This window comes from Aquabacterium sp. TM01 (genome assembly GCF_057808345.1).
Genome location: NZ_AP046529.1, coordinates 59429 through 85151, shown reverse-complemented (window position 1 = coordinate 85151; position 25723 = coordinate 59429). Strand labels below are relative to the sequence as shown.

General features: G+C 64.7%; 19 protein-coding genes and 4 tRNA genes. 19 read left to right on the top strand and 4 right to left on the bottom strand.

The features are described from left to right. The first annotated feature begins 61 nt into the window (after positions 1 to 61). Together AC3WW4_RS00595 and trpD are read left to right on the top strand one after the other, a co-directional pair. The gene (locus tag AC3WW4_RS00595; protein WP_488826398.1) at positions 62 to 646 is read left to right on the top strand and encodes an anthranilate synthase component II; all 585 of its coding nucleotides are present in this window, start codon (positions 62 to 64) and stop codon (positions 644 to 646) included. 10 nt (positions 647 to 656) lie between these two features. Beyond that, positions 657 to 1691, top strand: a complete 1035-nt coding sequence (gene trpD / locus AC3WW4_RS00590) for an anthranilate phosphoribosyltransferase (protein ID WP_488826397.1) — start codon at positions 657 to 659, stop codon at positions 1689 to 1691. Here trpD and AC3WW4_RS00585 read toward each other — a convergent pair. Next, a complete protein-coding gene (locus tag AC3WW4_RS00585; protein ID WP_488826396.1) occupies positions 1654 to 3492 on the bottom strand; it encodes a sensor domain-containing diguanylate cyclase in 1839 nt (612 codons plus the stop codon). The genes trpD and AC3WW4_RS00585 overlap by 38 nt on opposite strands. 170 nt (positions 3493 to 3662) lie before the next feature. Here AC3WW4_RS00585 and trpC point away from each other — a divergent pair, with 170 nt between their 5' ends. The 16 genes from trpC (at position 3663) to rpoC (ending at position 20945) form a co-directional block, all read left to right on the top strand. Further along, positions 3663 to 4463 (top strand): indole-3-glycerol phosphate synthase TrpC, encoded by an 801-nt coding sequence (gene trpC / locus AC3WW4_RS00580; protein ID WP_488826395.1) that lies wholly within the window; start codon positions 3663 to 3665, stop codon positions 4461 to 4463. A 132-nt stretch (positions 4464 to 4595) separates the two neighbouring features. Further along, positions 4596 to 5354: a uracil-DNA glycosylase gene (locus AC3WW4_RS00575; protein WP_488829669.1), complete on the top strand. Its 759-nt coding sequence runs from the start codon at positions 4596 to 4598 to the stop codon at positions 5352 to 5354. Between the two features lie 84 nt (positions 5355 to 5438). Further along, positions 5439 to 6650, top strand: a complete 1212-nt coding sequence (locus AC3WW4_RS00570; RefSeq protein WP_488826394.1) for a glycosyltransferase — start codon at positions 5439 to 5441, stop codon at positions 6648 to 6650. Between the two features lie 55 nt (positions 6651 to 6705). Continuing rightward, positions 6706 to 6791, top strand: a tRNA-Tyr gene (locus tag AC3WW4_RS00565). A 29-nt stretch (positions 6792 to 6820) separates the two neighbouring features. Beyond that, positions 6821 to 6894 (top strand) — tRNA-Gly (locus AC3WW4_RS00560). Positions 6895 to 7010: 116 nt separating this feature from the next. Continuing rightward, a tRNA-Thr gene (locus AC3WW4_RS00555) sits at positions 7011 to 7085 on the top strand. Positions 7086 to 7139: 54 nt separating this feature from the next. After that, positions 7140 to 8330: an elongation factor Tu gene (gene tuf / locus AC3WW4_RS00550; protein ID WP_488826393.1), complete on the top strand. Its 1191-nt coding sequence runs from the start codon at positions 7140 to 7142 to the stop codon at positions 8328 to 8330. A 27-nt stretch (positions 8331 to 8357) separates the two neighbouring features. Next, positions 8358 to 8433 (top strand) — tRNA-Trp (locus AC3WW4_RS00545). A 90-nt stretch (positions 8434 to 8523) separates the two neighbouring features. Next, positions 8524 to 8907 carry a preprotein translocase subunit SecE gene (gene secE, locus AC3WW4_RS00540; protein WP_488826392.1) on the top strand — a complete coding sequence of 128 codons (384 nt, stop codon included), beginning with the start codon at positions 8524 to 8526 and terminating at the stop codon, positions 8905 to 8907. A 31-nt stretch (positions 8908 to 8938) separates the two neighbouring features. Beyond that, positions 8939 to 9505: a transcription termination/antitermination protein NusG gene (nusG, locus tag AC3WW4_RS00535; protein WP_306566567.1), complete on the top strand. Its 567-nt coding sequence runs from the start codon at positions 8939 to 8941 to the stop codon at positions 9503 to 9505. Between the two features lie 241 nt (positions 9506 to 9746). After that, positions 9747 to 10178: a 50S ribosomal protein L11 gene (rplK, locus tag AC3WW4_RS00530; RefSeq protein ID WP_290731334.1), complete on the top strand. Its 432-nt coding sequence runs from the start codon at positions 9747 to 9749 to the stop codon at positions 10176 to 10178. Positions 10179 to 10180: 2 nt separating this feature from the next. Beyond that, positions 10181 to 10876 carry a 50S ribosomal protein L1 gene (gene rplA / locus AC3WW4_RS00525; protein WP_488826391.1) on the top strand — a complete coding sequence of 232 codons (696 nt, stop codon included), beginning with the start codon at positions 10181 to 10183 and terminating at the stop codon, positions 10874 to 10876. A 329-nt stretch (positions 10877 to 11205) separates the two neighbouring features. Continuing rightward, on the top strand, positions 11206 to 11754 hold the full coding sequence (gene rplJ, locus AC3WW4_RS00520) for a 50S ribosomal protein L10 (protein WP_488826390.1): 549 nt from the start codon (positions 11206 to 11208) through the stop codon (positions 11752 to 11754). Positions 11755 to 11805: 51 nt separating this feature from the next. Then, positions 11806 to 12183 carry a 50S ribosomal protein L7/L12 gene (gene rplL / locus AC3WW4_RS00515; RefSeq protein WP_306566563.1) on the top strand — a complete coding sequence of 126 codons (378 nt, stop codon included), beginning with the start codon at positions 11806 to 11808 and terminating at the stop codon, positions 12181 to 12183. Positions 12184 to 12552: 369 nt separating this feature from the next. Next, a complete protein-coding gene (gene rpoB, locus AC3WW4_RS00510) occupies positions 12553 to 16680 on the top strand; it encodes a DNA-directed RNA polymerase subunit beta (RefSeq protein WP_488826389.1) in 4128 nt (1375 codons plus the stop codon). Between the two features lie 23 nt (positions 16681 to 16703). Next, on the top strand, positions 16704 to 20945 hold the full coding sequence (gene rpoC, locus AC3WW4_RS00505; RefSeq protein ID WP_488826388.1) for a DNA-directed RNA polymerase subunit beta': 4242 nt from the start codon (positions 16704 to 16706) through the stop codon (positions 20943 to 20945). 95 nt (positions 20946 to 21040) lie between these two features. On the opposite strand, the gene AC3WW4_RS00500 is transcribed toward rpoC, so the two are convergent. From AC3WW4_RS00500 to AC3WW4_RS00490, 3 genes are read right to left on the bottom strand one after another with little or no spacing between them, the layout of a single operon-like run. Then, positions 21041 to 21253, bottom strand: a complete 213-nt coding sequence (locus AC3WW4_RS00500; RefSeq protein WP_488826387.1) for a DUF3820 family protein — start codon at positions 21251 to 21253, stop codon at positions 21041 to 21043. After that, positions 21250 to 22728, bottom strand: a complete 1479-nt coding sequence (locus AC3WW4_RS00495; RefSeq protein ID WP_488826386.1) for an aminoacyl-histidine dipeptidase — start codon at positions 22726 to 22728, stop codon at positions 21250 to 21252. Before AC3WW4_RS00495 ends, AC3WW4_RS00500 begins: the two co-directional genes overlap by 4 nt. Before the next feature lie 37 nt (positions 22729 to 22765). Next, positions 22766 to 23095, bottom strand: a complete 330-nt coding sequence (locus AC3WW4_RS00490) for a hypothetical protein (RefSeq protein ID WP_488826385.1) — start codon at positions 23093 to 23095, stop codon at positions 22766 to 22768. Between the two features lie 87 nt (positions 23096 to 23182). On the opposite strand from AC3WW4_RS00490, the gene AC3WW4_RS00485 reads away from it, so the two are divergent. Next, positions 23183 to 25690 carry a DEAD/DEAH box helicase gene (locus AC3WW4_RS00485; protein ID WP_488826384.1) on the top strand — a complete coding sequence of 836 codons (2508 nt, stop codon included), beginning with the start codon at positions 23183 to 23185 and terminating at the stop codon, positions 25688 to 25690. Positions 25691 to 25723 lie beyond the last annotated feature (33 nt).

Genomic DNA, 25723 nt, shown 5'->3' with positions numbered 1-25723 from the left:
ACACACTGAGGGATGGTGCAAGGCCATTCCATGAACCACATCCCGATACAGGATCGTGCCCATGCTGCTCATGATCGACAACTACGACAGTTTCACCTTCAACCTGGTGCAGTACTTCTGCGAACTGGGTGAAGAGGTCAAGGTCGTTCGCAACGACGAAGTCACCCTCGACGAGATCGCCGCCTTCCAGGCCGACCGCATCGTCTTGTCCCCCGGTCCCTGCTCCCCCGACGAAGCCGGCATCTGCGTGCCTGCGCTGAAGCGCTTCGCCGGTCAGCTGCCCATCCTCGGCGTCTGCCTCGGCCACCAGAGCATCGGCGCCGCCATGGGCGGGCGCATCGTGCGTGCCAAGGAGCAGATGCACGGCAAGACCAGCGTCATCACCACCGACGAGCAAGGTGTCTACGCCGGTCTGCCTAAGCAGTTCACCGTCATCCGCTACCACTCGCTGGCCATCGAGCGCGCCTCGCTGCCTGACTGCCTGGCCATCACCTCCTGGACCGACGACGGCGAGATCATGGGTGTGCGCCACAAAGGCCCGCAGACCGATCCGAACTTTGCGCCGCTCGAAGGCGTGCAGTTCCACCCCGAGTCCATCCTGAGCGAGCACGGCCACGCCATGCTGGCCAACTTCCTGAAGATGTGAGGCGCGTGACATGAGCCAGTTGACCGATCCCCAAGCCCTGCAACGCGTCATCGAACACCGCGAAATCTTCCACGACGAGATGCTCGGCCTGATGCGCCGCATCATGACCGGTGAGATGTCGCCCGTCGTCATGGCCGCCCTCATCACCGGCCTGCGCGTCAAGAAGGAAACCGTTGGCGAGATCACCGCCGCCGCCCAGGTCATGCGCGAGTTCGCCACGCCCGTTCACGTGGCCGACACGGCGAACCTCGTCGACCTGTGTGGCACCGGCGGTGACGGTGCCCACACCTTCAACATTTCTACCACCGCCATGTTCGTGGCGGCTGCGGCTGGCGCGCGCATCGCCAAGCATGGCGGGCGCAGCGTGTCCTCGTCCACCGGCAGCGCCGACGCGCTCGAAGCCCTGGGCGCGGCCATCATGCTCAACGCCGAGCAGGTCGCCCAATGCCTGGCCGACACCGGCGTGGGCTTCATGTTCGCGCCCAGCTTCCACGGCGCCATGAAGCACGCCGCCCCGGTCCGCAAGGAACTGGGTGTGCGCACCCTCTTCAACATCCTGGGGCCCTTGACCAACCCGGCCGGCGCTCCCAACCAGCTCATGGGGGTCTTCCATCCTGACCTGGTCGGCATCATGGCCCGCGTGCTGCAGCGCCTGGGCTCTGACCACGTGCTGGTCGTGCACGGTAGCGATGGCCTGGACGAGATGACCTTGAACGGCGACACCCTGGTGGCCGAACTCAAGAACGGTCAGGTCAGCGAGTACACGGTCAACCCGTCCCAGTTTGGCCTGGCCGAACACGACGGCACCCTGCTCAAGGCCAGCAACCGCGACGTGTCCATCGCCATCATGCGCGCCGTGCTTGACAACCAGAGCGGCCCGGCCCGCGACATCGTGCTGCTCAACGCCGGCGCGGCGATCTACGCCGCCAACGTGGCCGATTCCCTGGCCGATGGCGTCGAGCGGGCCCGTGAGGCGCTGAGCAGCGGCCGCGCCGCCGAGCGCCTGCTCAAGTTTGTTCAGACGACACAGGCTCTGGCGGCCTGAGCTGCGACAGGGCCGTGGGCTGCAGCACACAGCGGTTGCGCCCCTCGGCCTTGGCCTGATAGAGCAGGCGGTCCGCCAGCTGCAGCATCAGCGCCATGGCCGTGCGCGGTCCCGGCGTGGCGCACGCCACCCCGATGCTCACCGTCAAGGGGATCCGCTGGCCCCCGTGCGTGACCGTCAGCGCGGCCACCTCCTCGCGGATGCGCTCGGCAATGTGCATCGCGCCGGCCGCATGCGTCTGCGGTAGCACCACCAGAAACTCCTCGCCGCCGTAGCGCATGGCGTGGTCCCCTGGGCGCCGCATGATGCGCAAGATCACCTCGGCCACGGCTTGCAGGGCTTCATCACCGGCGGCGTGTCCATGCTCGTCGTTCACCTGCTTGAAGTGGTCGATGTCGATCATCAGCATCGCCAGCGGCTGCTTCCAGCGCACCGCCACGCCCCAGATCTCCGGCATCCGCTCGGCCAGGAACTGCCGGTTGTGCAGGCCGGTCAGGGCATCGCGCTGTGACAGCTCCTGCAAGCGACCGTTGGCCTCGGTGAGGTCACCCAGCGCCTTGTCCAGGTCCTTTGTGCGGGCCAGCACGCGAGCCTCCAGCTCGGCCGCATGGGCCGCTTGCAGCTGCACATGGTTTTCCTGGGCCAGCTTGAGGCGGTGGGCCAGGGCCAGTGACAACAGCACGAACTCCAGCACCGAGCCGATCTGCAGCCCATAGCTCGTCAGCACATTGGGTTTGACCAGATCGAACATACTCAGCGATGCCGCAATCAGTCCGATCAGCAGCCCCCCGAACGCCGCCAGAAAATAGCGCGCCTGGTGATGCCCACGCCGCAACATCACCACCGTGATGCCCAGCAAGACGAGCGGCGCCACGACGGTCAGCACCGTGCCCAGCTTCACCGCCGACGCGTAGTGCCCCAGCCACAGCACCGGCAAGATCAGCAGGAACAGCCCCTGCAGGCCCTGCATGACCCGATCGGCATGGGGCGCATGGGTCTTCAGGCCCAGAAAATCCCGGGCGAACAGTGACAGCAAGACACCGGCCGCGCTCATGCACACCGGCAAGGCCCAGTTGCCCCAGTCAGGGTGCGTCGGCCACAGATGCTGGAACGCCATGCCATTGAGGGTCAACTGCGCCACGCCGAACACGCCCAGATAGCCGACGTAGTACAGGTGGCTGCGATCGCGCAGCGACAGGAACAGCATCAGGTTGTAGAGCAGCATGGCCAGCAGGGCGCCGCCATACAGGCCCATCCATCCGAACTCCTGGCGGGCCAGGTCCAGCCGGGCGGTGGGCGTCGTCACCACCAGCGGCGCCTGCAGTGAGCCCTGGCTGCGCAGCCGCACATACACCGCCCCCGCTTCACCGGTACGCAAGGGCACCTCCACGTAAAAATGCGGATCCGAGATCGGGCGCGTGTCAAAGCGGCGCCGGTCGCCCGTCGCATGGTGCTGCCGCACCCGCCCCTGGGCATCGACCACATACAGGTCCACCTCGTCGAGCAGGGGGTACAACACGCCGAACTGCCACGCCTGCTGCGTCGCGTGGCGGTTGAGCAGGTCCACCCTCAGCCAGAAGGCCGAGCGGCTGTAGCCAAAGCTCGGCTGTCCCGACGCCAGGGACTGCCAGGCCTTCGTGCGGGCGGCGTCCTGCACCTGCGCCAGGGTCCAGCTGCCGCTCGCATCTTCCAGCACCTGCACCTGGGCGCCTCGGGGTTGCACGGCCCCCACGGTGGCCAGCACCAACGGCTCGGCCTGCGCCATGCCGCCGCACAGCAGCCCGCACAGCCACCACGCCATCAGCCATCCGCGCCATCCCATCCGCCCCAAATTGCTCTCCTGCAGCCGTGTGCACACATTGTCACCGTCTGTCACAAGCTTGCCAGCCCGGAAAAGCCCTTTTCTCCCGTCCGCTGCGCACCACAGGCAAACACCGATAATGTCGACAACTCCTCGCAAACTGCCCGCTCATGTCCGACATCCTTCAGAAAATCGTCGCCGTCAAACACCAGGAAATCGCCGCAGCCTTGCCGTCTCGATCGCTGGCCACCGTGCGAGCCGAAGCCGAAGCCCGCAACCGCGAGTTGGCCGATGTGCGCGATTTCGTTGGAGCCCTGCGCCGCAAGATCGATGCCGGCCAGGCAGGCGTCATCGCCGAGGTCAAGAAAGCCAGTCCCAGCAAGGGCGTGCTGCGCGAACACTTCGTGCCGGCCGAGATCGCCGCCAGCTACGCGCGCCACGGTGCCGCCTGCCTGAGCGTGCTCACCGACGCCCAGTTCTTCCAGGGCAGCCCCGCCTACCTGCAAGAAGCCCGCGCCGCCTGCGACCTGCCCGTGCTGCGCAAGGACTTCATGGTCGACGCCTACCAGGTCTACGAGGCCCGCGCCATGGGTGCCGACTGCATCCTGCTGATCGCCGCCTGCCTGGACGATGCCCAGATGGCCGACCTCGAAGCCTGCGCCCACAGCCTGGGCATGGCTGTGCTCGTCGAAGTCCACGACGGCGCCGAACTCGACCGCGCCCTCAAGCTGCGCACCCCGCTCGTCGGCATCAACAACCGCAACCTGCGCACCTTCGAGGTCACGCTCGACACCACGCTCGGCCTGCTGTCCCGCGTCCCGGCCGACCGCCTGCTGGTCACCGAATCCGGCATCCTCAGCGCCGCCGACGTGCAGCGCATGCGCGCCGCCCACGTCCACGCCTTCCTGATCGGCGAGGCCTTCATGCGCCAGCCTGATCCCGGCCAAGCCCTGGCCACGCTCTTTGCCTGAGCGCCCGGCGTGCCCGCTCGACCACCACGCACCCTGGCCGACCACGCCCCACCGGCGGACCAGCTTGGCCAGATCGGTCTGTTTGTCCCGGACCCGGCGCCCTCGTCGTTGACCGGGCCCGTGCCGGGGCCGATGCCGACGGCCTCGTCAGCAGCCCCTGTGGCGGCCGGCTTGGCGCAGCCCCTGTCCCACCTCTTCGATGCCGTGCCGCCCGACTGGCGTGAGGTCACCGACGCCTTTCGTGCCAGCCCCCTCGGCCAGGCGCTGATCGCCCGCGTCGATACGGCCTGCCGCCAAGGCGCCACCGTCTACCCCGCCGACGTGTTCGCGGCCCTGCGTCACACCCGGCGCGACCAGGTCAAGGTCGTCATCCTGGGGCAGGACCCGTACCACGGCCCGGGGCAGGCCCAGGGCCTGGCCTTTTCGGTGCGCCCCGGTCAGGTCATTCCCCCCAGCCTGCGCAACATCCGCAAGGAGCTCGCGCGCGACCTCGGCCTGGCCCCACCCGTTCACGGCAGCCTGCAAGACTGGGCCGAACGCGGCGTGCTCCTGCTCAACACCGTCCTCACGGTCGAGGCCGCACAGGCCGCCAGCCATGCCGACTGGGGTTGGGAGGCCCTCACCGATGCCCTGATCGCCGCCGTGGCGGCCGACGCCCACCCCTGCGTCTTCCTGCTCTGGGGCGCGCACGCCCAGCGCAAGCGCGCCTTGATTGAGGCGGCCACGCTACACCACGAGGGTGGGGTGGCTCCCCTCATCCTGCAGTCCAACCATCCCTCACCGCTCTCCGCCACCCGGGGGCCGGTGCCCTTCATCGGCTGCGGCCACTTCGGACAGGCCCAGGCCTTCTGGCACGCCCAGGGCCAGACCCTGGACTGGGCCCTGACCTGACCCGCATCGGGGGGACGCCGACACGCCTGACCTCGTGGACAATGCGGCCTCCCGTGCTGTTTGCTTTCCTCGAGGTTGTTGTCCATGCGCCTGGCGCTGCTGTCTCCCCTGCCGCCTGATTCCTCTCGCTTGGCGCACCATGCCGCACAGCTCCGTCGTGCCCTCAACCTCGGTGGCATCGACGTCCTCACGCCGCTCGTCGGCCAGCGCCCGCTGGAGAGCCTGGAGGCCGCCCGCGCATGGGTGGCCGAGCGCGACTGGCGTGGGGTCGACGTCGTGCACGCCGAACTCGCGCCCGGCCAGCGCACCGTGTACTGGGTCATGCAGGCCCTGGCGCGCCTGCCGAACGGGCCGGCGCTCACCGCCACCCTCCACGCATCCCCCAGCCTGCTGGGCGAGCCCCTCCACGCCCCGTTTGCGGGCCTGTACCACGCGCCCTGGCTGCCCCGCCTGTCCCGTCAGGCCAGCGCCTGGTTCGCTTCGCCCTTCACTCGCCACAGCGACCGTCGCCTGGCGCGCCGCCTCGCCGGTGTGCTGTGTGCGAGTGACGACAGCGCCGCGCGTACGGCCCGCCGTTTGCGCCTGCCCCGCGAGCGCATCACCGTGCTGCCCCCGGGCCTGCCTGACGGCGCCTGCCCGCCACTGCCACCCGGCCCGCTCAAGCTCCTCTGCCTGAGCGGCCCTGATCAAGCGGTGCGCCCGTTGCAAGACCTTGTGGGGGCCCTGAGCCAGCTGCAAGCACAAGCCGCTGACGAGCTACCCGCGTGGCAGCTCACCCTGGCGGGTGCCACCGCCGCCTCCTGTTTCGAGCCCCCGCGCCACGACCCCCTCACACGCCTGCAAGCCGATCCCCGCGTGCGTGCGCTGGGTGAGCGCATCACCTGGCAACTCGATCCGGACCCCCAGGACCTGCCCGCCCTCATCGCTGCCCACCACGTCCTGGTGCTGCCCGAACGCGACCTGCCGTGGGGCTTGGACGGGGCCGAGCCCGGCCCGACCTCTCCCCAAGCGGCGCGAGACCTGGCCTTGGCCGCCGGGCGGCCGCTGCTGGTGGCGCAGCCAAGCGGTCAGGCCGATCTGGTGGTCTCCGGCAACGGCGACACCTACGCGGCCGACGATGGCGCCACGCTGGTCGCCCGGGTGCAAGAGCTGCTCACCGACCCCGATCGCCTGCCCACCTGGGCGGCCCAGGCGCGACACCTGGCGGGGCGCCGCCAATGGGCCCAGCTCAGCGCCCGCTACGTCGGTTTTTTCCAACAAGTTCTGACCCAGGCAGGGCGGGGCGCCCCAAAATAATTCCCGCAGGGCTTGCGAGTCGCAAAAAAGCTCTGCTATAGTTGCGGTCTTCCCTGGAGGGGTGCCCGAGTGGCTAAAGGGGGCAGACTGTAAATCTGTTGGCTTACGCCTACGCTGGTTCGAATCCAGCCTCCTCCACCAGGGAAACCTAATTTGAGAATCACTCCCGAGCGGGAGTAGTTCAATGGTAGAACCTTAGCCTTCCAAGCTAATGACGCGGGTTCGATTCCCGTCTCCCGCTCCAAGGTCACGGTTCTGTCAATTTAGGCGTGGTAAAGTCGCGGTCTTCGTTGATACGGAGGTCGCAGTGTCAAGTCGACACAGGTTTGGGTTTCATCCCAAGTCCAGACCTGTGTCGATGCCCATGTGGCTCAGTGGTAGAGCACCCCCTTGGTAAGGGGGAGGTCGGCAGTTCGATCCTGCCCATGGGCACCACACCTCCCATCTTCTTTCTTTCGACTCACTTCAGAATCGCTAGGGGCGAGAATCATGGCAAAAGGTAAGTTTGAGCGGACCAAGCCGCACGTCAACGTCGGCACCATCGGTCACGTTGACCACGGCAAGACCACGCTGACGGCTGCAATCACCACCGTTCTGTCCAAGAAGTTCGGCGGCGAAGCCAAGGGCTACGACATGATCGACGCTGCGCCTGAAGAAAAGGCCCGCGGCATCACCATCAACACCGCCCACGTCGAGTACGAAACGGCCAACCGCCACTACGCTCACGTTGACTGCCCCGGCCACGCCGACTACGTCAAGAACATGATCACCGGTGCCGCCCAGATGGACGGCGCGATCCTGGTGTGCTCGGCCGCTGACGGCCCGATGCCCCAGACCCGTGAACACATCCTGCTGTCCCGCCAGGTGGGCGTGCCTTACATCATCGTCTTCCTGAACAAGGCTGACATGGTGGACGACGCCGAACTGCTGGAACTGGTCGAAATGGAAGTGCGCGAGCTGCTGTCCAAGTACGACTTCCCTGGCGACGACACCCCGATCATCCAAGGTTCGGCCAAGCTGGCGCTGGAAGGCGACACGGGTCCCCTGGGCGAGCAAGCCATCATGAAGCTGGCTGACGCGCTGGACACCTACATCCCCACGCCTGAGCGCGCCATCGACGGCACGTTCCTGATGCCTGTGGAAGACGTGTTCTCGATCTCGGGTCGTGGCACCGTGGTGACCGGCCGTATCGAGCGCGGCATCATCAAGGTCGGCGAAGAAATCGAAATCGTCGGCATCAAGGCCACCCAGAAGACCACCTGCACGGGCGTGGAAATGTTCCGCAAGCTGCTGGACCAAGGTCAAGCTGGCGACAACGTCGGCATCCTGCTGCGCGGCACCAAGCGTGAAGACGTCGAACGCGGCCAAGTGCTGTGCAAGCCCGGCTCCATCAAGCCCCACACGCACTTCACCGGCGAAATCTACGTCCTGTCCAAGGACGAAGGTGGCCGTCACACGCCTTTCTTCAACAACTACCGCCCTCAGTTCTACTTCCGTACAACTGACGTGACCGGTTCCATCGAGCTGCCGGCCGACAAGGAAATGGTCATGCCTGGTGACAACGTGTCGATCACCGTCAAGCTGATCGCCCCGATCGCCATGGAAGAAGGTCTGCGTTTTGCTATCCGCGAAGGCGGCCGTACTGTCGGCGCCGGCGTGGTTGCCAAGATCATCGACTAATCGTTCTCTGATTCGGATTTGGCCAATAGGGGTATAGCTCAATTGGCAGAGCGTCGGTCTCCAAAACCGAAGGTTGTAGGTTCGATTCCTACTGCCCCTGCCAACCAAGCCGAATCTTGAGACTGACGCTGTTTCGCAGCAGCCCGCAGACCTGAAAGGGTCCGCGGGCTTTGCCGCCTCAATCATCACGTTCATGTCCAGTACGCAAATCGAAACCGTCACGACGGGCGCCGACAAGGCCAAACTGGCTGCGGCCGGTCTTCTGGTCGTGGGTGGTGTGGCCACCTTCTATCTGCTGGGTCAGCAGAGCCTGTGGCTGCGCGTTGTGGCGCTGCTGGTCCTGATCGCTGCAGGCGTGGGGGTGTTTTTCACCTCGGCGCAAGGCAAGGAGCTCGTGGCCTTCGGTCAAGACGCGCTCAAGGAACTGCGCAAGGTGGTGTGGCCGACCCGCCCCGAAGCCACGCAGATGACCTTGTACGTCTTTGCCTTTGTCGTGGTCATGGCCCTGTTCCTGTGGTTGACCGACAAGACCCTGGAGTGGGTGCTCTACAGCCTGATTCTGGGCTGGAAGCACTGATCCCTGGCATACACACAACAAGGCTGAACCCATGAGCGACGTCCAGACCGCCCCCGCCACCACCGCCCCGTTGCGCTGGTATGTGGTGCACGCCTACTCCGGCATGGAGAAGGCCGTAGAACGCAACCTGCGCGAGCGCATCGACCGCGCCGGCATGCAGGACCAGTTCGGCCGCATTCTCGTGCCCACCGAAGAAGTCGTCGAAGTCAAGAACGGCAAGAAGTCCGTGACCGAGCGCCGTTTCTTCCCCGGCTATGTGCTGGTCGAAATGGTCATGAGCGACGACACCTGGCACCTGGTCAAGAACACGTCCAAGGTCACCGGTTTCGTGGGCGGTGCCAAGAACCGTCCCTCCCCCATCTCGGAAGACGAGGTCATGAAGATCGTCAACCAGATGAAGGAAGGCATCGAGAAGCCGCGTCCCAAGGTCGAGTGGGAAGTGGGCGAAGTGGTCCGCGTCAAGGAAGGCCCCTTCACCGACTTCAACGGCTCCATCGAAGAAGTCAACTACGACAAGTCCAAGCTGCGCGTGTCCGTCACCATTTTCGGTCGCGCCACCCCGGTCGAACTGGACTTCGGTCAGATCGAGAAGATTTGATCCCTGGTCAGGCGTCAGGTCAGGTGCTTGCCTGATCGGGTCTGTTCAGGCGATAATGCCAAATTCCGCTCGGACATGAGCGTGAGCGGCGCCAAGACGCAAGTCTTGCGCCGCTTGAACATGTCCCGTGTCAGGCGCGAACGAGACCGCGTCAAGAGGAGCCAGGAAGTTCATGCTGAACAAGCCTGGCGTTTGACTCAACCGGATCGACGTGGCCGTCGGACGGTTCTAGGAGAAAGTTATGGCCAAGAAGATTATCGGCTTCATCAAGCTGCAAATCCCGGCTGGCAAGGCGAACCCTTCGCCTCCGGTCGGTCCCGCGCTGGGTCAGCGCGGCCTGAACATCATGGAGTTCTGCAAGGCGTTCAACGCCCAGACCCAAGGTGTCGAGCCCGGTCTGAAGCTGCCCGTGGTCATCACGGCGTTCGCTGACAAGTCCTTCACCTTCATCATCAAGACGCCGCCCGCGACCGTCCTGCTGAAGAAGGCCGCCAAGATCGAGAAGGGCTCGCCCCGTCCTCAGTCTGACAAGGTGGGCAAGCTGACCCGTGAGCAGCTGGAAGAAATCGCCAAGACCAAGCAGAAGGACCTGACCGCTGCCGATCTGGACGCCGCTGTCCGCACGATCGCCGGTTCGGCCCGTTCGATGGGCATCATCGTGGAGGGTGTGTGATCATGGCCAAGCTGACCAAACGCCAAAAAGCATTCGCAGGCAAGGTGGAAACCACCAAGCTGTACGCCTTCGAAGAAGCCCTGAACCTGATCAAGCAAGCTGCTGTCGCCAAGTTCGATGAGTCCATCGACGTGGCCGTGCAACTGGGCGTGGACGCGAAGAAGTCCGACCAGGTGGTGCGTGGCGCTGTCGTGATGCCCAACGGCACCGGCAAGACCAAGCGCGTGGCCGTGTTCGCCCAAGGTGCCAAGGCTGAAGAAGCCAAGGCTGCCGGTGCTGACATCGTCGGCATGGAAGACCTGGCCGAACAGATCAAGGCTGGCAACATCAACTTCGACGTGGTCATTGCCTCGCCGGACACGATGCGCATCGTCGGTACCCTGGGTACCATCCTGGGCCCCCGTGGCCTGATGCCTAACCCCAAGGTTGGCACCGTGACCCCGGACGTCGCCACCGCCGTCAAGAACGCCAAGGCTGGCCAAGTCCAGTTCCGCGTTGACAAGGCCGGTATCGTCCACGGCACCATCGGCCGTCGCTCGTTCGACGACGACAAGCTCAAGGGCAACCTGGCTGCGCTGCTCGAAGCCCTGACCAAGCTGAAGCCTGCTTCCAGCAAGGGCGTGTACCTGCGCAAGGTCGCTGTCTCGTCCACCATGGGTGTGGGCGTGCGCGTCGATGTGAACAGCATCACGGGCTGATTGTCGCAAGACATTGTCATGCCCCTTGGGGCGTGACCGGATTCGCGCGAGTCTGGCGTGAGGGTCCGTACCACATTGGTGGGTCGATGCATCGTGGCATGCCATGGTGCATCGGGCTATCAAAGACCGTAGGCGCTGCGGCGCACGCTTGTTTCAGGTGTGTCGCGGCTTAATGCACAGCCTACGCAGATGGCGTACCCGCTGTTGAAGGTTTCCTGGCCGCCCCTGGGTGGTCTGGGTTCCGAGACAGAAGGTCGCTGAAACTGGGTGTGCCCCAAGGCGCGTTCCCTGTGGAGCGTTGCCAGAAGGCATGTTTGAAGGAGTAGACCTTGAGTCTCAATCGCAACGAGAAAGAAGCCGTCATTGCGGAAGTGGCTGCCCAAGCGGGCAAGTCGCAGACGCTTGCACTGGCTGAGTACCGCGGTCTCACGGTGGCTCAACTGGATCAGCTGCGCAAGAACGCCCGTGCACAAGGCGTGTATCTTCATGTTCTGAAGAACACCCTGGCCCGTCGCGCTGTTGCTGGCACCCCGTTCGAAGTCGCTGCCGAGTCCATGACCGGCCCGCTGATCTACGGCTTCTCTGAAGATGCCGTGGCAGCTGCCAAGGTGATCGCTGACTTTGCCAAGGGCAATGACAAGCTGGTCATCAAGGCTGGCGCTTACGCCGGCAAGGCTCTGGACGCCAATGGCGTCAAGTCCCTGGCCTCGATCCCCAGCAAGGAAGTCCTGCTGGCTCAGATCTGTGGTCTGCTGCAGTCGCCAATCTCGGGCCTGGCCCGCGTTCTGGCTGCCATCGGCGAGCAAAAGGGTGGCGACGCCGCTCCTGCTGCTGCCGAGGCTCCTGCCGCCGCCGAAGAAGCAGCCCCGGCTGCTTGAGCGACCGCTTCGTACCGTATTTAACATCTAACCGATTTTTAGGAACCCAAAATGGCATTCGATAAAGACGCATTCCTGACCGCCCTGGACAGCATGTCCGTGATGGAACTCAACGAGCTGGTCAAGGCCATCGAAGAGAAGTTCGGCGTGTCCGCTGCCGCCATGGCTGCTCCCGCTGCTGGCGGCGCTGCCGGTGGCGCTGCTGCCGCTGAAGAGAAGACCGAGTTCAACGTGGTCCTGACCGGCGCTGGCGCCAACAAGGTCGGCGTCATCAAGGCCGTGCGCGAACTGACCGGCCTGGGTCTGAAGGAAGCCAAGGACCTGGTTGACGGCGCTCCCAAGAACGTCAAGGAAGGCGTTGCCAAGGCTGACGCTGAAGCCGCTGTCAAGAAGCTGGTTGAAGCTGGCGCTACCGCCGAACTCAAGTAATCCCGTGGCCCGCGTCAAGCGGGTCTCTGGATCAGAGGCTGCTCTCCGTCAGGAGGGCAGCCTTTTGGTGTCTGAGGAGTCAAATCCTCGAGAGCAGCCGAGAAACCCCTCAGTGTTACACTGACGGGTTTCTCGAGTGTTCTCTGAACCGACTGCGGAGAACCGGTTTGGTCGAGCCCAAGCGCCATCCACCATGGCGTTGGGGTTGTCAGCCAGCGGTTGGTAGTGGCCAACCACCAAGCCTCGGAGCCGACTTTCCACAAAAGCGGCCCGAATGGCCAGTCGCCGAACAACGGGCTGTTTCCTTGGCCGGGAGACAGCTTGAATTCGAAGCGGGACACCCCTTTTGGTGCCCGAAACGGAGAGTTTATGGCGCAAGCAACCCCCTACAGCTACACCGAGCGCAAGCGGATTCGCAAGAGCTTTGGCAAGCGCGGCAGCGTATTGAACGTGCCTTATCTGCTGACGATGCAGAAGGATTCGTACGTCGCATTCCTGCAAAAGGATGTGCCGCCCCAACAACGCAAACCCGAAGGCCTGCAAGCCGCTTTCCTCTCGGCGTTCCCCATTGTTTCGCACAATGGCTTCGTCGAGATGAAGTTCATCGAATTCAACATCGCCAAACCGGCGTTCGATGAGCGCGAGTGCCAGCTGCGGGGTTTGACCTTTGCATCGGCCGTGCGCGCGCGCCTGCAGATGATCATCTATGACCGTGAGACCTCGACGTCCCAGTCCAAGGTGGTCAAGGAAGTGAAAGAGCAAGAGGTCTACATGGGCGAAGTGCCCCTGATGACCGACTACGGCTCTTTCATCATCAACGGTACCGAGCGCGTCATCGTGTCGCAGCTGCACCGTTCGCCGGGCGTGTTCTTCGAGCACGACAAGGGCAAGACCCACTCGTCGGGCAAGCTGCTGTTCAGCGCCCGCATCATCCCTTACCGTGGCTCCTGGCTCGATTTCGAATTCGACCCGAAGGACCTGCTGTACTTCCGCGTGGACCGTCGCCGCAAGATGCCGGTCACGACCCTGCTGAAGGCCATCGGCCTGAACAACGAGCAGATCCTGGAAACCTTCTTCCAGTTCGATCACGTCAAGCTCATGGACTCCGGCGCGCTGCTGGCCTTCGTGCCCGAGCGTTTCAAGGGTGAAGTGGCCCGTTTCGACATCATCGACAAGTCCGGTGCTGTCGTCGTCGAAAAAGACAAGCGCATCACCGCACGTCACACCCGTCAGCTCGAACAGTCCGGCACCACGCACCTGAGCGTGCCCGAAGACTTCCTGCTGGGTCGCGTGCTGGCCAAGAACCAGATCGACCCCGACACGGGCGAGCTGATCGCCAAGGCCAACGAAGAGCTGACCGAAGCCCTGCTCAAGAAGCTGCGCACGGCCGGCATCCTCGACATCGACGTCCTGTTCACGAACGAGCTGGACCAAGGCGCCTACATCTCGCAAACGCTGGCCACCGATGAAACGGCCGACGAGCTGGCCGCCCGCGTGGCCATCTACCGCATGATGCGCCCTGGCGAGCCGCCGACCGAAGACGCCGTGCAGGCCCTGTTCCAGCGCCTGTTCTACTCGGAAGACACGTACGACCTGTCGCGCGTGGGCCGCATGAAGTTCAACGCCCGCGTGGGCCGCGACGAAAGCACCGGTTCGATGGTCCTGTCCAATGCGGACATCCTGGCTGTCGTAAAGATCCTGGTTGAGCTGCGCAATGGCCGTGGCGAAGTCGATGACATCGACCACCTGGGCAACCGCCGCGTGCGTTGCGTGGGCGAATTGGCTGAAAACCAATACCGTTCCGGTCTGGCTCGTATCGAGAAGGCTGTGAAGGAACGTCTGGGCCAGGCCGAGACCGAAGCCCTGATGCCGCACGACCTGATCAACTCCAAGCCGATCTCTGCGGCCTTGAAGGAGTTCTTCGGTGCGTCGCAGCTGTCGCAGTTCATGGACCAGACCAACCCCCTGTCGGAAATCACGCACAAGCGTCGTGTCTCCGCTCTGGGCCCGGGTGGTCTGACCCGCGAACGTGCGGGCTTCGAAGTGCGCGACGTGCACCCGACCCACTACGGCCGCGTGTGCCCGATCGAAACGCCTGAAGGTCCGAACATCGGTCTGATCAACTCGCTGGCTCTGTACGCCCGCCTGAACGACTACGGCTTCCTCGAGACGCCTTACCGTCGCGTGGTGGACAGCAAGACCACGATGCAGATCGACTACCTGTCGGCCATCGAAGAAGGCAAGTACGTGATCGCGCAGGCCAACGCCTCGCTCGACGCCGAAGGCCGTTTGATCGACGAGTTGGTGTCGGCCCGTGAGAACGGTGAATCCGTGCTGACCTCGCCAGAGCGCATCCAGTACATGGACGTGGCGCCGACCCAGATCGTGTCGGTGGCGGCCTCGCTCGTGCCCTTCCTGGAGCACGACGATGCGAACCGCGCGTTGATGGGCGCCAACATGCAGCGTCAGGCTGTGCCCGTGCTGCGTCCTGAAAAGGCCATGGTCGGCACTGGCATCGAACGCGTCGCGGCGGTCGACTCGGGCACCGTCGTGGTGGCCAAGCGTGGCGGCATCGTGGACTACGTCGACACCAACCGTGTGGTGATCCGTGTCAATGACGCGGAAACCGTCGCCGGTGAAGTGGGCGTCGACATCTACAACCTGATCAAGTACCAGCGTTCCAACCAGAACACCAACATCCACCAGCGTGCCATCGTCAAGCGCGGCGACGTGGTGGGCAAGGGTGACGTGGTGGCCGACGGCGCATCGACCGACCTGGGCGAACTTGCTCTGGGTCAGAACATGCTGATCGCCTTCATGCCCTGGAACGGCTACAACTTCGAAGACTCGATCATGATCTCCGAGCGCGTGGTCGCCGAAGACCGCTACACCTCGATCCACATCGAGGAACTGGTGGTCATGGCACGCGACACCAAGCTGGGCTCCGAAGAAATCACCCGCGACATCCCGAACCTGTCTGAGAACCAGCTGGCTCGTCTGGATGAATCCGGCATCGTCTACGTCGGCGCCGAAGTCGGCCCCGGCGACGTGCTGGTCGGCAAGGTGACCCCCAAGGGTGAAACCACCCTGACGCCGGAAGAGAAGCTGCTGCGCGCCATCTTCGGCGAGAAGGCGTCCGACGTGAAGGACACCTCGCTGCGTGTGGACCAGGGCACCATGGGGACCGTGATCGACGTGCAGGTCTTCACCCGTGAAGGCATCCAGCGTGACAAGCGTGCTCAGCAGATCATCGACGATGAACTCAAGCGCTTCCGCCTGGACCTGAACGACCAGCTGCGCATCGTCGAAGCCGACGCGTTCGACCGGATCAAGAAGTTGCTGATCGGCAAGGTCGCCAACGGTGGCCCGAACAAGCTGTCCAAGGGTTCGAGCATTGACGAGGCCTATCTGGCATCGGTCGAGAAGTTCCACTGGTTCGACATCCGTCCTGAAGACGGCGAACTGGCCAACCAGCTCGAATCCATCAAGAACTCGCTGGAGCAGACCCGCCACAGCTTCGACCTGGCTTTCGAAGAAAAGCGCAAGAAGTTGACGCAAGGCGACGAGCTGCCCGCTGGCGTGCTCAAGATGGTCAAGGTTCACCTGGCCGTCAAGCGTCGTCTGCAGCCTGGCGACAAGATGGCCGGCCGTCACGGTAACAAGGGTGTGGTCTCCAAGATCGTTCCGATCGAAGACATGCCTCACCTGGCCGACGGTACGCCTGCTGACATCGTGCTGAACCCGCTGGGCGTGCCCTCGCGGATGAACGTGGGTCAGATTCTGGAAGTCCACCTGGGTTGGGCTGCCAAGGGCATTGGCCAGCGCATCGGTGACATGCTGCAACGTGAGGCCGCCGTGGCCGAACTGCGCAAGTTCATGGACGAGCTGTACAACCAGTCGGGCGGCAAGCCGGTCGACGTGGACAGCCTGAGCGACGACGAAGTCGTCGAGATGGCCGGCAACCTGTCCAAGGGTGTCACCTTCGCCACCCCGGTGTTCGACGGTGCCAAGGACTCGGAAATCCGCGCCATGCTGCAACTGGCTTACCCCGCCGACATCGCCAAGGCCAAGGGCCTGACGCCGACGCGCACGCAAGCCACCTTGTACGACGGCCGCACCGGTGATGCCTTCGAGCGTCCGGTGACCGTGGGTTACATGCACTTCCTGAAGCTGCACCACTTGGTCGACGACAAGATGCACGCCCGCTCCACCGGTCCGTACTCCCTGGTCACGCAGCAGCCGCTGGGTGGTAAGGCGCAGTTCGGTGGTCAGCGCTTCGGTGAAATGGAAGTGTGGGCCCTGGAAGCGTACGGCGCCTCCTACGTGCTGCAAGAAATGCTGACGGTCAAGTCCGATGACGTCAATGGCCGTACCAAGGTTTACGAGAGCATCGTCAAGGGCGAGCACTCGATCGAAGCCGGTATGCCTGAGTCGTTCAATGTGTTGGTCAAGGAAATCCGTTCCTTGGGCATCGACATCGAACTTGAACGTAACTGATTAGGAATAGGAAGGAGAGCCCTATGAAAGGTTTGCTGGACCTGTTCAAGCAATTCACGCCGGATGAGCATTTCGATGCCATCAAGATCGGCCTGGCCTCGCCCGAGAAGATCCGTTCGTGGTCTTTCGGCGAAGTGAAGAAGCCTGAAACCATCAATTACCGTACGTTCAAGCCTGAACGTGACGGTCTGTTCTGCGCCAAGATCTTTGGTCCCATCAAGGACTACGAGTGCCTGTGCGGCAAGTACAAGCGCCTCAAGCACCGCGGTGTGATCTGCGAGAAGTGCGGCGTTGAAGTCACACAGACCAAGGTTCGCCGTGACCGCATGGGTCACATCGAACTGGCCGCACCGTGCGCCCACATCTGGTTCCTGAAGTCGCTGCCGTCGCGTCTGGGCCTGGTGCTGGACATGACGCTGCGCGACATTGAGCGCGTGCTGTACTTTGAAGCGTACGTGGTGGTGGACTCGGGCATGACCCCGCTGAAGAAGTTCAGCATCATGTCCGAAGACGACTACGACGCCAAGCGCGCCGAGTACGGTGATGAGTTCGAAGCCCTGATGGGCGCCGAAGGCATCCAGAAGTTGCTGGCCGAGATGGATCTCGACGTCGAGATCGACAAGCTGCGCAACGACATGACCGGCTCCGAGCTGAAGGTCAAGAAGAATTCCAAGCGCCTGAAGGTCATGGAAGCCTTCAAGAAGTCGGGCATCAAGCCCAACTGGATGGTGCTGGAAGTGCTGCCCGTGCTGCCGCCGGACCTGCGTCCGCTGGTGCCGCTGGACGGCGGTCGTTTTGCGACCTCTGACCTGAACGATCTGTATCGTCGCGTCATCAACCGCAACAACCGTCTGGCGCGTCTGCTGGAATTGAAGGCTCCTGAAATCATCGTGCGCAACGAAAAGCGCATGCTGCAAGAGTCCGTCGATTCGCTGCTGGACAACGGCCGTCGTGGCAAGGCCATGACCGGTGCGAACAAGCGTGCCCTGAAGTCGCTGGCCGACATGATCAAGGGCAAGAGCGGTCGCTTCCGTCAGAACTTGCTGGGTAAGCGCGTCGACTATTCCGGTCGTTCCGTGATCACCGTGGGCCCGACCCTCAAGCTGCACCAGTGCGGTCTGCCCAAGCTGATGGCGCTGGAGCTGTTCAAGCCCTTCATCTTCGCGCGCCTGGAAGCCATGGGCATCGCGACCACGATCAAGGCTGCCAAGAAGGAAGTCGAATCCGGCACGCCGGTGGTGTGGGACATCCTGGAAGAGGTCATCAAAGAACACCCGGTCATGCTCAACCGTGCGCCCACGCTGCACCGTTTGGGCATCCAGGCCTTTGAGCCCGTGCTGATCGAAGGCAAGGCCATCCAGCTGCACCCGCTGGTGTGCGCAGCCTTCAACGCCGACTTCGACGGTGACCAGATGGCCGTTCACGTGCCGCTGTCGATCGAAGCGCAGATGGAAGCCCGCACGCTGATGCTGGCCTCCAACAACGTGCTGTTCCCCGCCAACGGCGAGCCCTCCATCGTCCCGTCGCAAGACGTGGTGCTGGGCCTGTACTACGCCACCCGCGAGCGCATCAACGGCAAGGGCGAAGGCATGGTCTTCTCCGATGTCATCGAGCTGCAGCGCGCCCTGGACAACGGCGTGGTGGAAATCACCGCCAAGATCAACGTCCGCCTGACCGAGTACACCAAGAACAAGGAAACGGGCGAGTTCGAGCCCGAGACCAAGCTGGTGGCCACCACGGTGGGCCGTGCCCTGCTGTCCGAGATCCTGCCCAAGGGCCTGCCTTTTGCGAACATCAACAAGGCGCTCAAGAAGAAGGAAATCTCGCGTCTGATCAACACCTCGTTCCGCAAGTGCGGTCTGAAGGAAACCGTGGTGCTGGCTGACAAGCTGCTGCAAAACGGCTTCCGTCTGGCCACGCGCGCCGGCATCTCGATCGCCATCGACGACATGCTGGTGCCCAAGCAGAAGTACGAGCTGATCGAGCACGCCGAGAAGGAAGTCAAGGAGATCGAGCAGCAGTACGTCTCCGGTCTGGTGACCTCGGGCGAGCGCTACAACAAGGTGGTGGACATCTGGGGCAAGACCGGCGACGAAGTCGGCAAGGTCATGATGTCGCAGCTGTCCAAGCAAAAGACCATCGACCGCAACGGTGCGGAAGTCGATCAGGAATCGTTCAACTCGATTTACATGATGGCCGACTCCGGCGCCCGTGGTTCGGCTGCCCAGATCCGCCAGCTGGCCGGTATGCGTGGCCTGATGGCCAAGCCTGACGGCTCCATCATCGAGACCCCCATCACGGCGAACTTCCGTGAAGGTCTGAACGTGTTGCAGTACTTCATCTCCACCCACGGTGCCCGTAAGGGTCTGGCGGACACGGCGTTGAAGACGGCGAACTCGGGTTACCTGACGCGTCGTCTGGTCGACGTGACGCAAGATCTGGTCGTCACGACCGAGGACTGCGGCACCGATCAAGGCATCAACACCCGTGCGTTGGTTGAAGGTGGTGAAGTCATCGAGTCCCTGCGCGACCGCATCCTGGGCCGCGTGCCTGCGACCGACGTGCTGAACCCCGAGACCCAGGAAGTCCTGATCCCCGCCGGCACCATGCTGGACGAGGACGTGCTGGACATCCTGGAAGCCGCTGGCGTCGACGAAGTCAAGGTTCGCACCCCGCTGACCTGCGCCACCCGTTTCGGTCTGTGCGCCAAGTGCTATGGCCGCGACCTGGGCCGTGGCGGTCTGGTGAACACCGGTGAAGCGGTCGGCGTGATCGCCGCCCAGTCCATCGGTGAACCGGGCACGCAGCTGACGATGCGGACGTTCCACATCGGTGGTGCCGCTTCGCGCGCTGCCATCGCCTCAAGCGTGGAAGCCAAGTCGGACGGCATCATCGGCTTCAATGCCACGATGCGTTACGTGACCAATGGCAAGGGCGATCTGGTGGTGATTTCGCGTTCCGGCGAAATCGTCATCTCCGACCAGCACGGCCGTGAGCGTGAGCGTCACAAGGTGCCGTACGGCGCGATCCTGACGATCAAGATTGACCAGACCATCAAGGCGGGCACGATCCTGGCCAACTGGGATCCGCTGACCCGCCCGATCATCACCGAGTTCGCCGGTACCGCCCGCTTCGAGAACGTCGAAGAAGGCGTGACCGTGGCCAAGCAGGTGGACGAAGTGACCGGTCTGTCGACCCTGGTCGTGATCGATCCGAAGCGCCGCGGCGCTGCCAAGATCGTGCGCCCGCAGGTCAAGCTGCTCGACGTCAATGGCCAGGAAGTCAAGATCCCGGGCACTGATCACCCGGTGACCATCGGCTTCCAGGTGGGCTCGCTGATCCAGGTGCGCGACGGTCAAGAGCTGTCGCCTGGCGAAGTGCTGGCCCGTATTCCTATCGAAGGTCAGAAGACCCGCGACATCACCGGCGGTCTGCCGCGTGTGGCCGAGCTGTTCGAAGCCCGGTCGCCCAAGGACAAGGGTTCGCTGGCCGAGATCACCGGTACCGTGTCCTTCGGCAAGGAAACCAAGGGCAAGGTTCGCCTGCAGATCACCAGCCCTGAAGGTCAGGTCTGGGAAGATCTGGTGCCCAAGGAAAAGAACATCCTGGTGCACGAAGGCCAGGTGGTCAACAAGGGCGAGTCCATCGTCGACGGTCCGGCCGATCCGCAGGACATCTTGCGTCTGCTGGGCATCGAGGAGCTGGCGCGCTACATCGTCGACGAAGTGCAGGACGTCTACCGTCTGCAGGGCGTGAAGATCAACGACAAGCACATCCAGGTGATCGTTCGCCAGATGCTGCGTCGTGTTCAGATCACCAATTCCGGTGACACCCACTACATCGTGGGCGAACAGGTTGAGCGTTCGGAACTGCTGGACACCAACGACCGCATGCGCGCCGAAGGCAAGCTGATCGCCACGCACAGCGATGTGCTGCTGGGTATCACCAAGGCTTCGCTGTCGACCGACTCCTTCATCTCGGCCGCTTCCTTCCAGGAAACGACCCGCGTGCTGACCGAGGCTGCCATCATGGGCAAGCGCGACGAGCTGCGTGGCCTGAAGGAAAACGTCATCGTGGGTCGCCTGATCCCCGCGGGTACCGGCATGGCCTATCACCAGGCTCGCAAGGCCAAGGAAGAGATGGACGACAGCGAACGTCGCGCCATCGCCATGCAGGAAGCCCAAGAGCGCGCTGCGCTCGAACTGGCTGCCCTGGATGACGACGCCGATGCTGCCACCACCGAGGGCGATGCCGCTGCCGAATAAGCCGCGGGCACCGACCTGAAGGTCGAAAGCGCCAGCGCCCTCACGAGCCTGGCGCTTTTTTCATGGCCGTGCGTGAGGCGGCCTGTGGGCGGGTGTCAGCGTCTGCGCAGCGGTGCCAGCAGGCTGTGCAGGCCGTTGTGGTCCAGCTCGAACATCAGCGCGAGCAAGCGGCCGATCTCGCCGGGCGGGAAGCCTTCGCGCGCGAACCAATGCAGGTAGTTGCCGGGCAGGTCGGCGATCAAGGTGCCCTTGTGCTTGCCGTAGGGCATGACGCGGGTCACCAGTTTCTCAAGGTCGTCGGGGCTCATGCCGACGGGGCCCCCAGCTGACGCAGGATCGCCACCAGCAGTTGCCAGCAGCGCGCCACGGAGGCGACGTCCACCGCCTCGCCGGGGGCGTGGGCGCCGCGGATCGTGGGACCGAACGAGACGATGTCCATCGTGGGATACTTGGCCGAGATCAGCCCACACTCCAGTCCGGCATGGATGACCTGGACGTGCGAGGCCTGGCCAAACTCGCGCTCGAAGACCTGCTGGCAGGTGCGCAGCAGGGCCGAGTCCGGGCGGGGCGTCCAACCAGGGTACTGCCCGGCGCATTCCGCGCGGGTGCCTGACAGGCGCCACAGGCTGACGATCTCCTGCGCCAAGGCTTGCGCCTGGCTGTCCCGCAAGGAACGCACCATGAAATTGCAGTGGCCACCCAGCGGTGACACGCTCACCATGCCCAGGTTGTTGGAGGACTCGACGACCCCGGCGACACTCAGGCTCTGGCGCTTGACGCCATGGGGGGCCGCCTGCAAGGTGTCCAGCCAGATGGCCTGCTCGCGCTGTGGCAGCACGCCGACCGGCACGGCATCGTTCGGTTCGATGTCGCGCGCCTGCAGGCTCAAGCCGGGCTCGACGTCGCCCCACTCCTGTCGCAGCAAGGTTTGCCAGACGGCCAGTTGCGCTTCCAGCGCCGCCAGTTGATCGCTGGGCAGGGCCACGGTGGCGAAGGCCTCGCGCGGCAGGGCATTGCGGGCGGTGCCGCCTTGCAGCGTCACGAGGCGCAGGCCACAGTCGGGCGCCAAGGCGTGCAGGACCCGCACCAGCAGCTTGATCGCATTGCCCCGCTCTTCGTGGATGTTGACGCCGGAGTGGCCGCCGCGCAGCCCCTGCAAGGCGATGCGCCGATGTCGGTAGCCGACGGGGAGGGCGTCGGCGCAGGCGGTCCGGTCGACGTTGACGTCCAGTCCGCCCGCGCATCCCAGGTAGAACTCGCCCCACTCTTCGGTGTCCAGGTTGAGCATCAGGCTGCCTTGCAGCAAGCCCGGCGCCAGTCCTTGTGCGCCGCCCATGCCGGCTTCCTCGTCCACCGTGAACAGCGCCTCGATGGGGCCGTGGACCAGGGTGCGATCCCCCAGGGCCGCCAGGGCCAACGCCACCCCGATGCCGTTGTCGGCGCCCAGGGTGGTGCCCTCGGCCCGCAGCCAGCCGTCTCGCATGACCGGGGTGATCGGGTCGCGTGTGAAGTCGTGGGCCACGCCGCTGTTGGCCTGGCAGACCATGTCCAGGTGGCCTTGGAGGACCACGCCGGGACGCCCCTCGCAGCCGGGACTGGCGGGCTTGCGCACAAGCAGGTTGCCAGCGGCATCCACCTGATGGCTCAGGCCTTGCGCCTGCGCCCACTGCGCCAGGTGCGCGCGCAAGGCCGCCTCCTGCTTGGAAGGGCGGGGAATGCGGCACAGGGTGCCAAAGTGGGCCCAGACCGCGGCGGGCTGGAGTGATGCGAAAACAGGATTCATGGTGGGGCGATTCATCGGGGCGGTGAGGTCGGGCGCGTCAGTGTGCGCCTAGGTCGCGGGCCTCCAGCCCCGGATGGGGCCAGCCCAGCAACTCCGCCAGGCGGGTCACCACCCACTGCGCCTCCAACGCCGAGACGACGCCATCGGGCGAGCACAGGCCCCGCTCACAGCGCTGCAACACCTCCTGCTCGTCCACGCCGATCTCGACGTGGATCCCCCGACAGTGCTCGGTGAGGTGCTGGGCGAGGTCTTCGCACAGCTCGTAGCGCTCCCGCAGGGCCTGCAGTGGCAGCGTCAGGCGCCCGCGAGCGTCGGCATGCAAGGCGATGAAAGAGGGCGGAATTTCAATTTGGTACACATCGGACATGAAGACGGTTGTACCTCATGCCGCGCGCGCAGGGCGAGGGCCGGCGACAATCCCCAGGTCCCCCCTTGTCTTTTGCGCCCTGATCCCTTGTCTGACGCCGCCCTGCCTCGCTTTCGGCCTTGCCTGACCCTGCAGACCCTCAACCGTGGCGACGGACTGCTGGGCATGGTGGCCAGTGGCCGCTTCGGCCCGCGCAGCGGGCAGCTCACCGTGGCGCGGGTGGACTGGACCTATGCGAACGAGCTGGGGCTCTTTGGGGCGTGTCCGGCGCCCACCTCGGTGCTGGGGGCTCGCAGCCTCGGGGTCATCATGGTGGAAGACGCCCATGGGCAGCTGCAGCCCCTGCAGCGCGACACCGTGGCCGAGTCGGATGCCCTCGACGCCCTGCGCGACACCGGTTTGCGCCCCTTGCCTGAGGAGGCCTTGCAGTGGCGTGCGCCCGCCCTGGCCTGCCAGCAGGTGCGCGATGGCGAGTCCCTCTGGTCGCTGCCCCAGGAAGACGATTTCGGAGACTTTTGGGCGGATGCCGTACCGCAGTTGCAGGCCCGGGGTTGGCGCATCGTCGTGCGACCGGGTTTTGCCCATCAGAGCGTGCCGGTGAGTGCCTGGCGCCTGGTGGTGCGTACTGATGATGGCGAAGCCCTGGGGCACGAGCCCGTCGGTGACTGGCAGCCCGCCCCCGCCGCGGTGCCCGCCTTGCTCGCCCCCCGCCGCGAAGGCTCCTGGCTCTTGAGCCTGGGCGTCGAGATCGAAGGGCAGACGCTGGATCTGGCCCCTTTGATCGCCGACTTGCTGCGCCGCGACAAGCGCTGGCTGGACGCCCACGAGATCGCCGCCATCCCCGACACCGCCTTGATCCGCTTGCGCGCACCGGGAGGCCGACGACTGGATGCACCTGCGGCTCCCCTCAAGGCCATCGTCGGCACCTTGGTGGACCTCCTCACCGACCCTCGTCGCAAAGAAGGGCCGCTGCAGATCACCGGCTGGGACGTGGTGCGTCTGGAGCACCTGCGCGAGCGCCTGGCCACCACCCAGGCGGAACGGGCGGGTCCGCAAGGGGCTTGGCAGCTGCAAGGCGAGGCCGGCCTGTGGAGCCTGGCTCAGCGCCTGCGTCAGGCGGGCACCCCTCAGGCGGTGGCCGCCCCACACGGTCTGGCGATCACGCTGCGTCCCTACCAAGGCCACGGCCTGGCCTGGTTACAGTACCTGCGGGCGCAGCACCTGGCCGGCATCCTAGCCGACGACATGGGCCTGGGCAAAACCGCACAGGCTCTTGCGCACGTGCTGCTGGAGAAAGAGGCCGGGCGACTGGACCGCCCCGCGCTGGTCGTCGTCCCCACCTCCTTGCTGTTCAACTGGCAGGCCGAGGCGCAGCGCATGACACCCGGCCTGCGCGTGCTGACCTTGCAGGGCCCCGCCCGGGCCGAACGCCATGCCGACGTGGCCGACCACGACCTGGTGCTGATCAGCTATCCCCTGGTCTGGCGGGACATCGAGCTTCTGGCGCCCCAGTCCTTTCACCTGCTCATCCTCGACGAGGCGCAGACCGTCAAGAACGCCGCCAGTCGCACCGCCGCCGCCGTCCGCCGCCTGCAGGCTCGCCATCGCCTGTGCCTGACCGGCACCCCGCTGGAGAACCACCTCGGCGAACTCTGGGCCCAGTTCGATTTCCTGATGCCGGGCTACCTGGGCGATCAGCGCAGCTTTCAGCGCCGCTGGCGTGACCCCATCGAGCTGCATGGCGAGACCCTGCGGGCGCAGCTGCTGGCGCAGCGCGTGCGCCCCTTCGTCCTGCGGCGTCGCAAAGCCGACGTGGCCGCGGAGCTGCCACCCCGCATCGACACCGTCCAGCGCCTCATTCTGGAAGGGCGACAGAAGACCCTGTACGAAAGCGTGCGGGTGGCCGCCGACGAGTTGGTGCGCCGGGCCCTCAAGCGCGAAGGTTTTGCCGGCAGCCAGATCACCATCCTCGATGCCCTGCTCAAGCTGCGTCAGGTTTGCTGCGACCCCTATCTGCTCACCGGCCACGCCTTGCCGCGTGGCACCGAGCGCGCCAAGATGGCCTGGCTGTGCGACACACTGCCCGCCCTGGTGGCCGAAGGTCGCCGCATCCTGGTCTTCTCGCAGTTCACCACCTTGCTGCACCTGCTCGCGCAGGAGATGACGCGACTGGGCTTGCCCTACCTGATGCTCACCGGCGAGACCCCGGTTGACACCCGAGGCGAGGTCGTCGGCCAATTCCAGTCGGGCGAGGGCGCGCCCGTGCTGCTCATCAGCCTCAAAGCCGGCGGCGTGGGCCTGAATCTGACGGCAGCCGACACCGTGATCCACGTGGACCCCTGGTGGAACCCCGCCGTCGAACAGCAGGCCACCGACCGGGCGCACCGTCTGGGCCAAACCCGGCAGGTCATGGTTTACAAACTGGTGGTGGCCGGCAGCATCGAAGAACGCATCTTGGCGCTGCAAGCACGCAAGGCGGCCTTGGCCGATGGCGTGCTGGGCCATGACATGGCCGAGGCCGTGAAGTTCACGCCGGCCGATCTGGATGCTCTGCTGGCGCCCCTGGACGAGGGGCCTCCAGCGCATGGGGCATGAAAAAACCCGCTCAAGGCCGAAGCCCGGAGCGGG

Coding starts and splice junctions, on each gene's coding strand:
- AC3WW4_RS00595 (WP_488826398.1), top strand. CDS start 62: ATGCTGCTCATGATCGACAACTACGACAGTTTCACCTTCAACCTGGTG.
- trpD (WP_488826397.1), top strand. CDS start 657: ATGAGCCAGTTGACCGATCCCCAAGCCCTGCAACGCGTCATCGAACAC.
- AC3WW4_RS00585 (WP_488826396.1), bottom strand. CDS start 3,492: ATGGCGTGGTGGCTGTGCGGGCTGCTGTGCGGCGGCATGGCGCAGGCC.
- trpC (WP_488826395.1), top strand. CDS start 3,663: ATGTCCGACATCCTTCAGAAAATCGTCGCCGTCAAACACCAGGAAATC.
- AC3WW4_RS00575 (WP_488829669.1), top strand. CDS start 4,596: ATGCCGACGGCCTCGTCAGCAGCCCCTGTGGCGGCCGGCTTGGCGCAG.
- AC3WW4_RS00570 (WP_488826394.1), top strand. CDS start 5,439: ATGCGCCTGGCGCTGCTGTCTCCCCTGCCGCCTGATTCCTCTCGCTTG.
- tuf (WP_488826393.1), top strand. CDS start 7,140: ATGGCAAAAGGTAAGTTTGAGCGGACCAAGCCGCACGTCAACGTCGGC.
- secE (WP_488826392.1), top strand. CDS start 8,524: ATGTCCAGTACGCAAATCGAAACCGTCACGACGGGCGCCGACAAGGCC.
- nusG (WP_306566567.1), top strand. CDS start 8,939: ATGAGCGACGTCCAGACCGCCCCCGCCACCACCGCCCCGTTGCGCTGG.
- rplK (WP_290731334.1), top strand. CDS start 9,747: ATGGCCAAGAAGATTATCGGCTTCATCAAGCTGCAAATCCCGGCTGGC.
- rplA (WP_488826391.1), top strand. CDS start 10,181: ATGGCCAAGCTGACCAAACGCCAAAAAGCATTCGCAGGCAAGGTGGAA.
- rplL (WP_306566563.1), top strand. CDS start 11,806: ATGGCATTCGATAAAGACGCATTCCTGACCGCCCTGGACAGCATGTCC.
- rpoB (WP_488826389.1), top strand. CDS start 12,553: ATGGCGCAAGCAACCCCCTACAGCTACACCGAGCGCAAGCGGATTCGC.
- rpoC (WP_488826388.1), top strand. CDS start 16,704: ATGAAAGGTTTGCTGGACCTGTTCAAGCAATTCACGCCGGATGAGCAT.
- AC3WW4_RS00500 (WP_488826387.1), bottom strand. CDS start 21,253: ATGAGCCCCGACGACCTTGAGAAACTGGTGACCCGCGTCATGCCCTAC.
- AC3WW4_RS00495 (WP_488826386.1), bottom strand. CDS start 22,728: ATGAATCCTGTTTTCGCATCACTCCAGCCCGCCGCGGTCTGGGCCCAC.
- AC3WW4_RS00490 (WP_488826385.1), bottom strand. CDS start 23,095: ATGTCCGATGTGTACCAAATTGAAATTCCGCCCTCTTTCATCGCCTTG.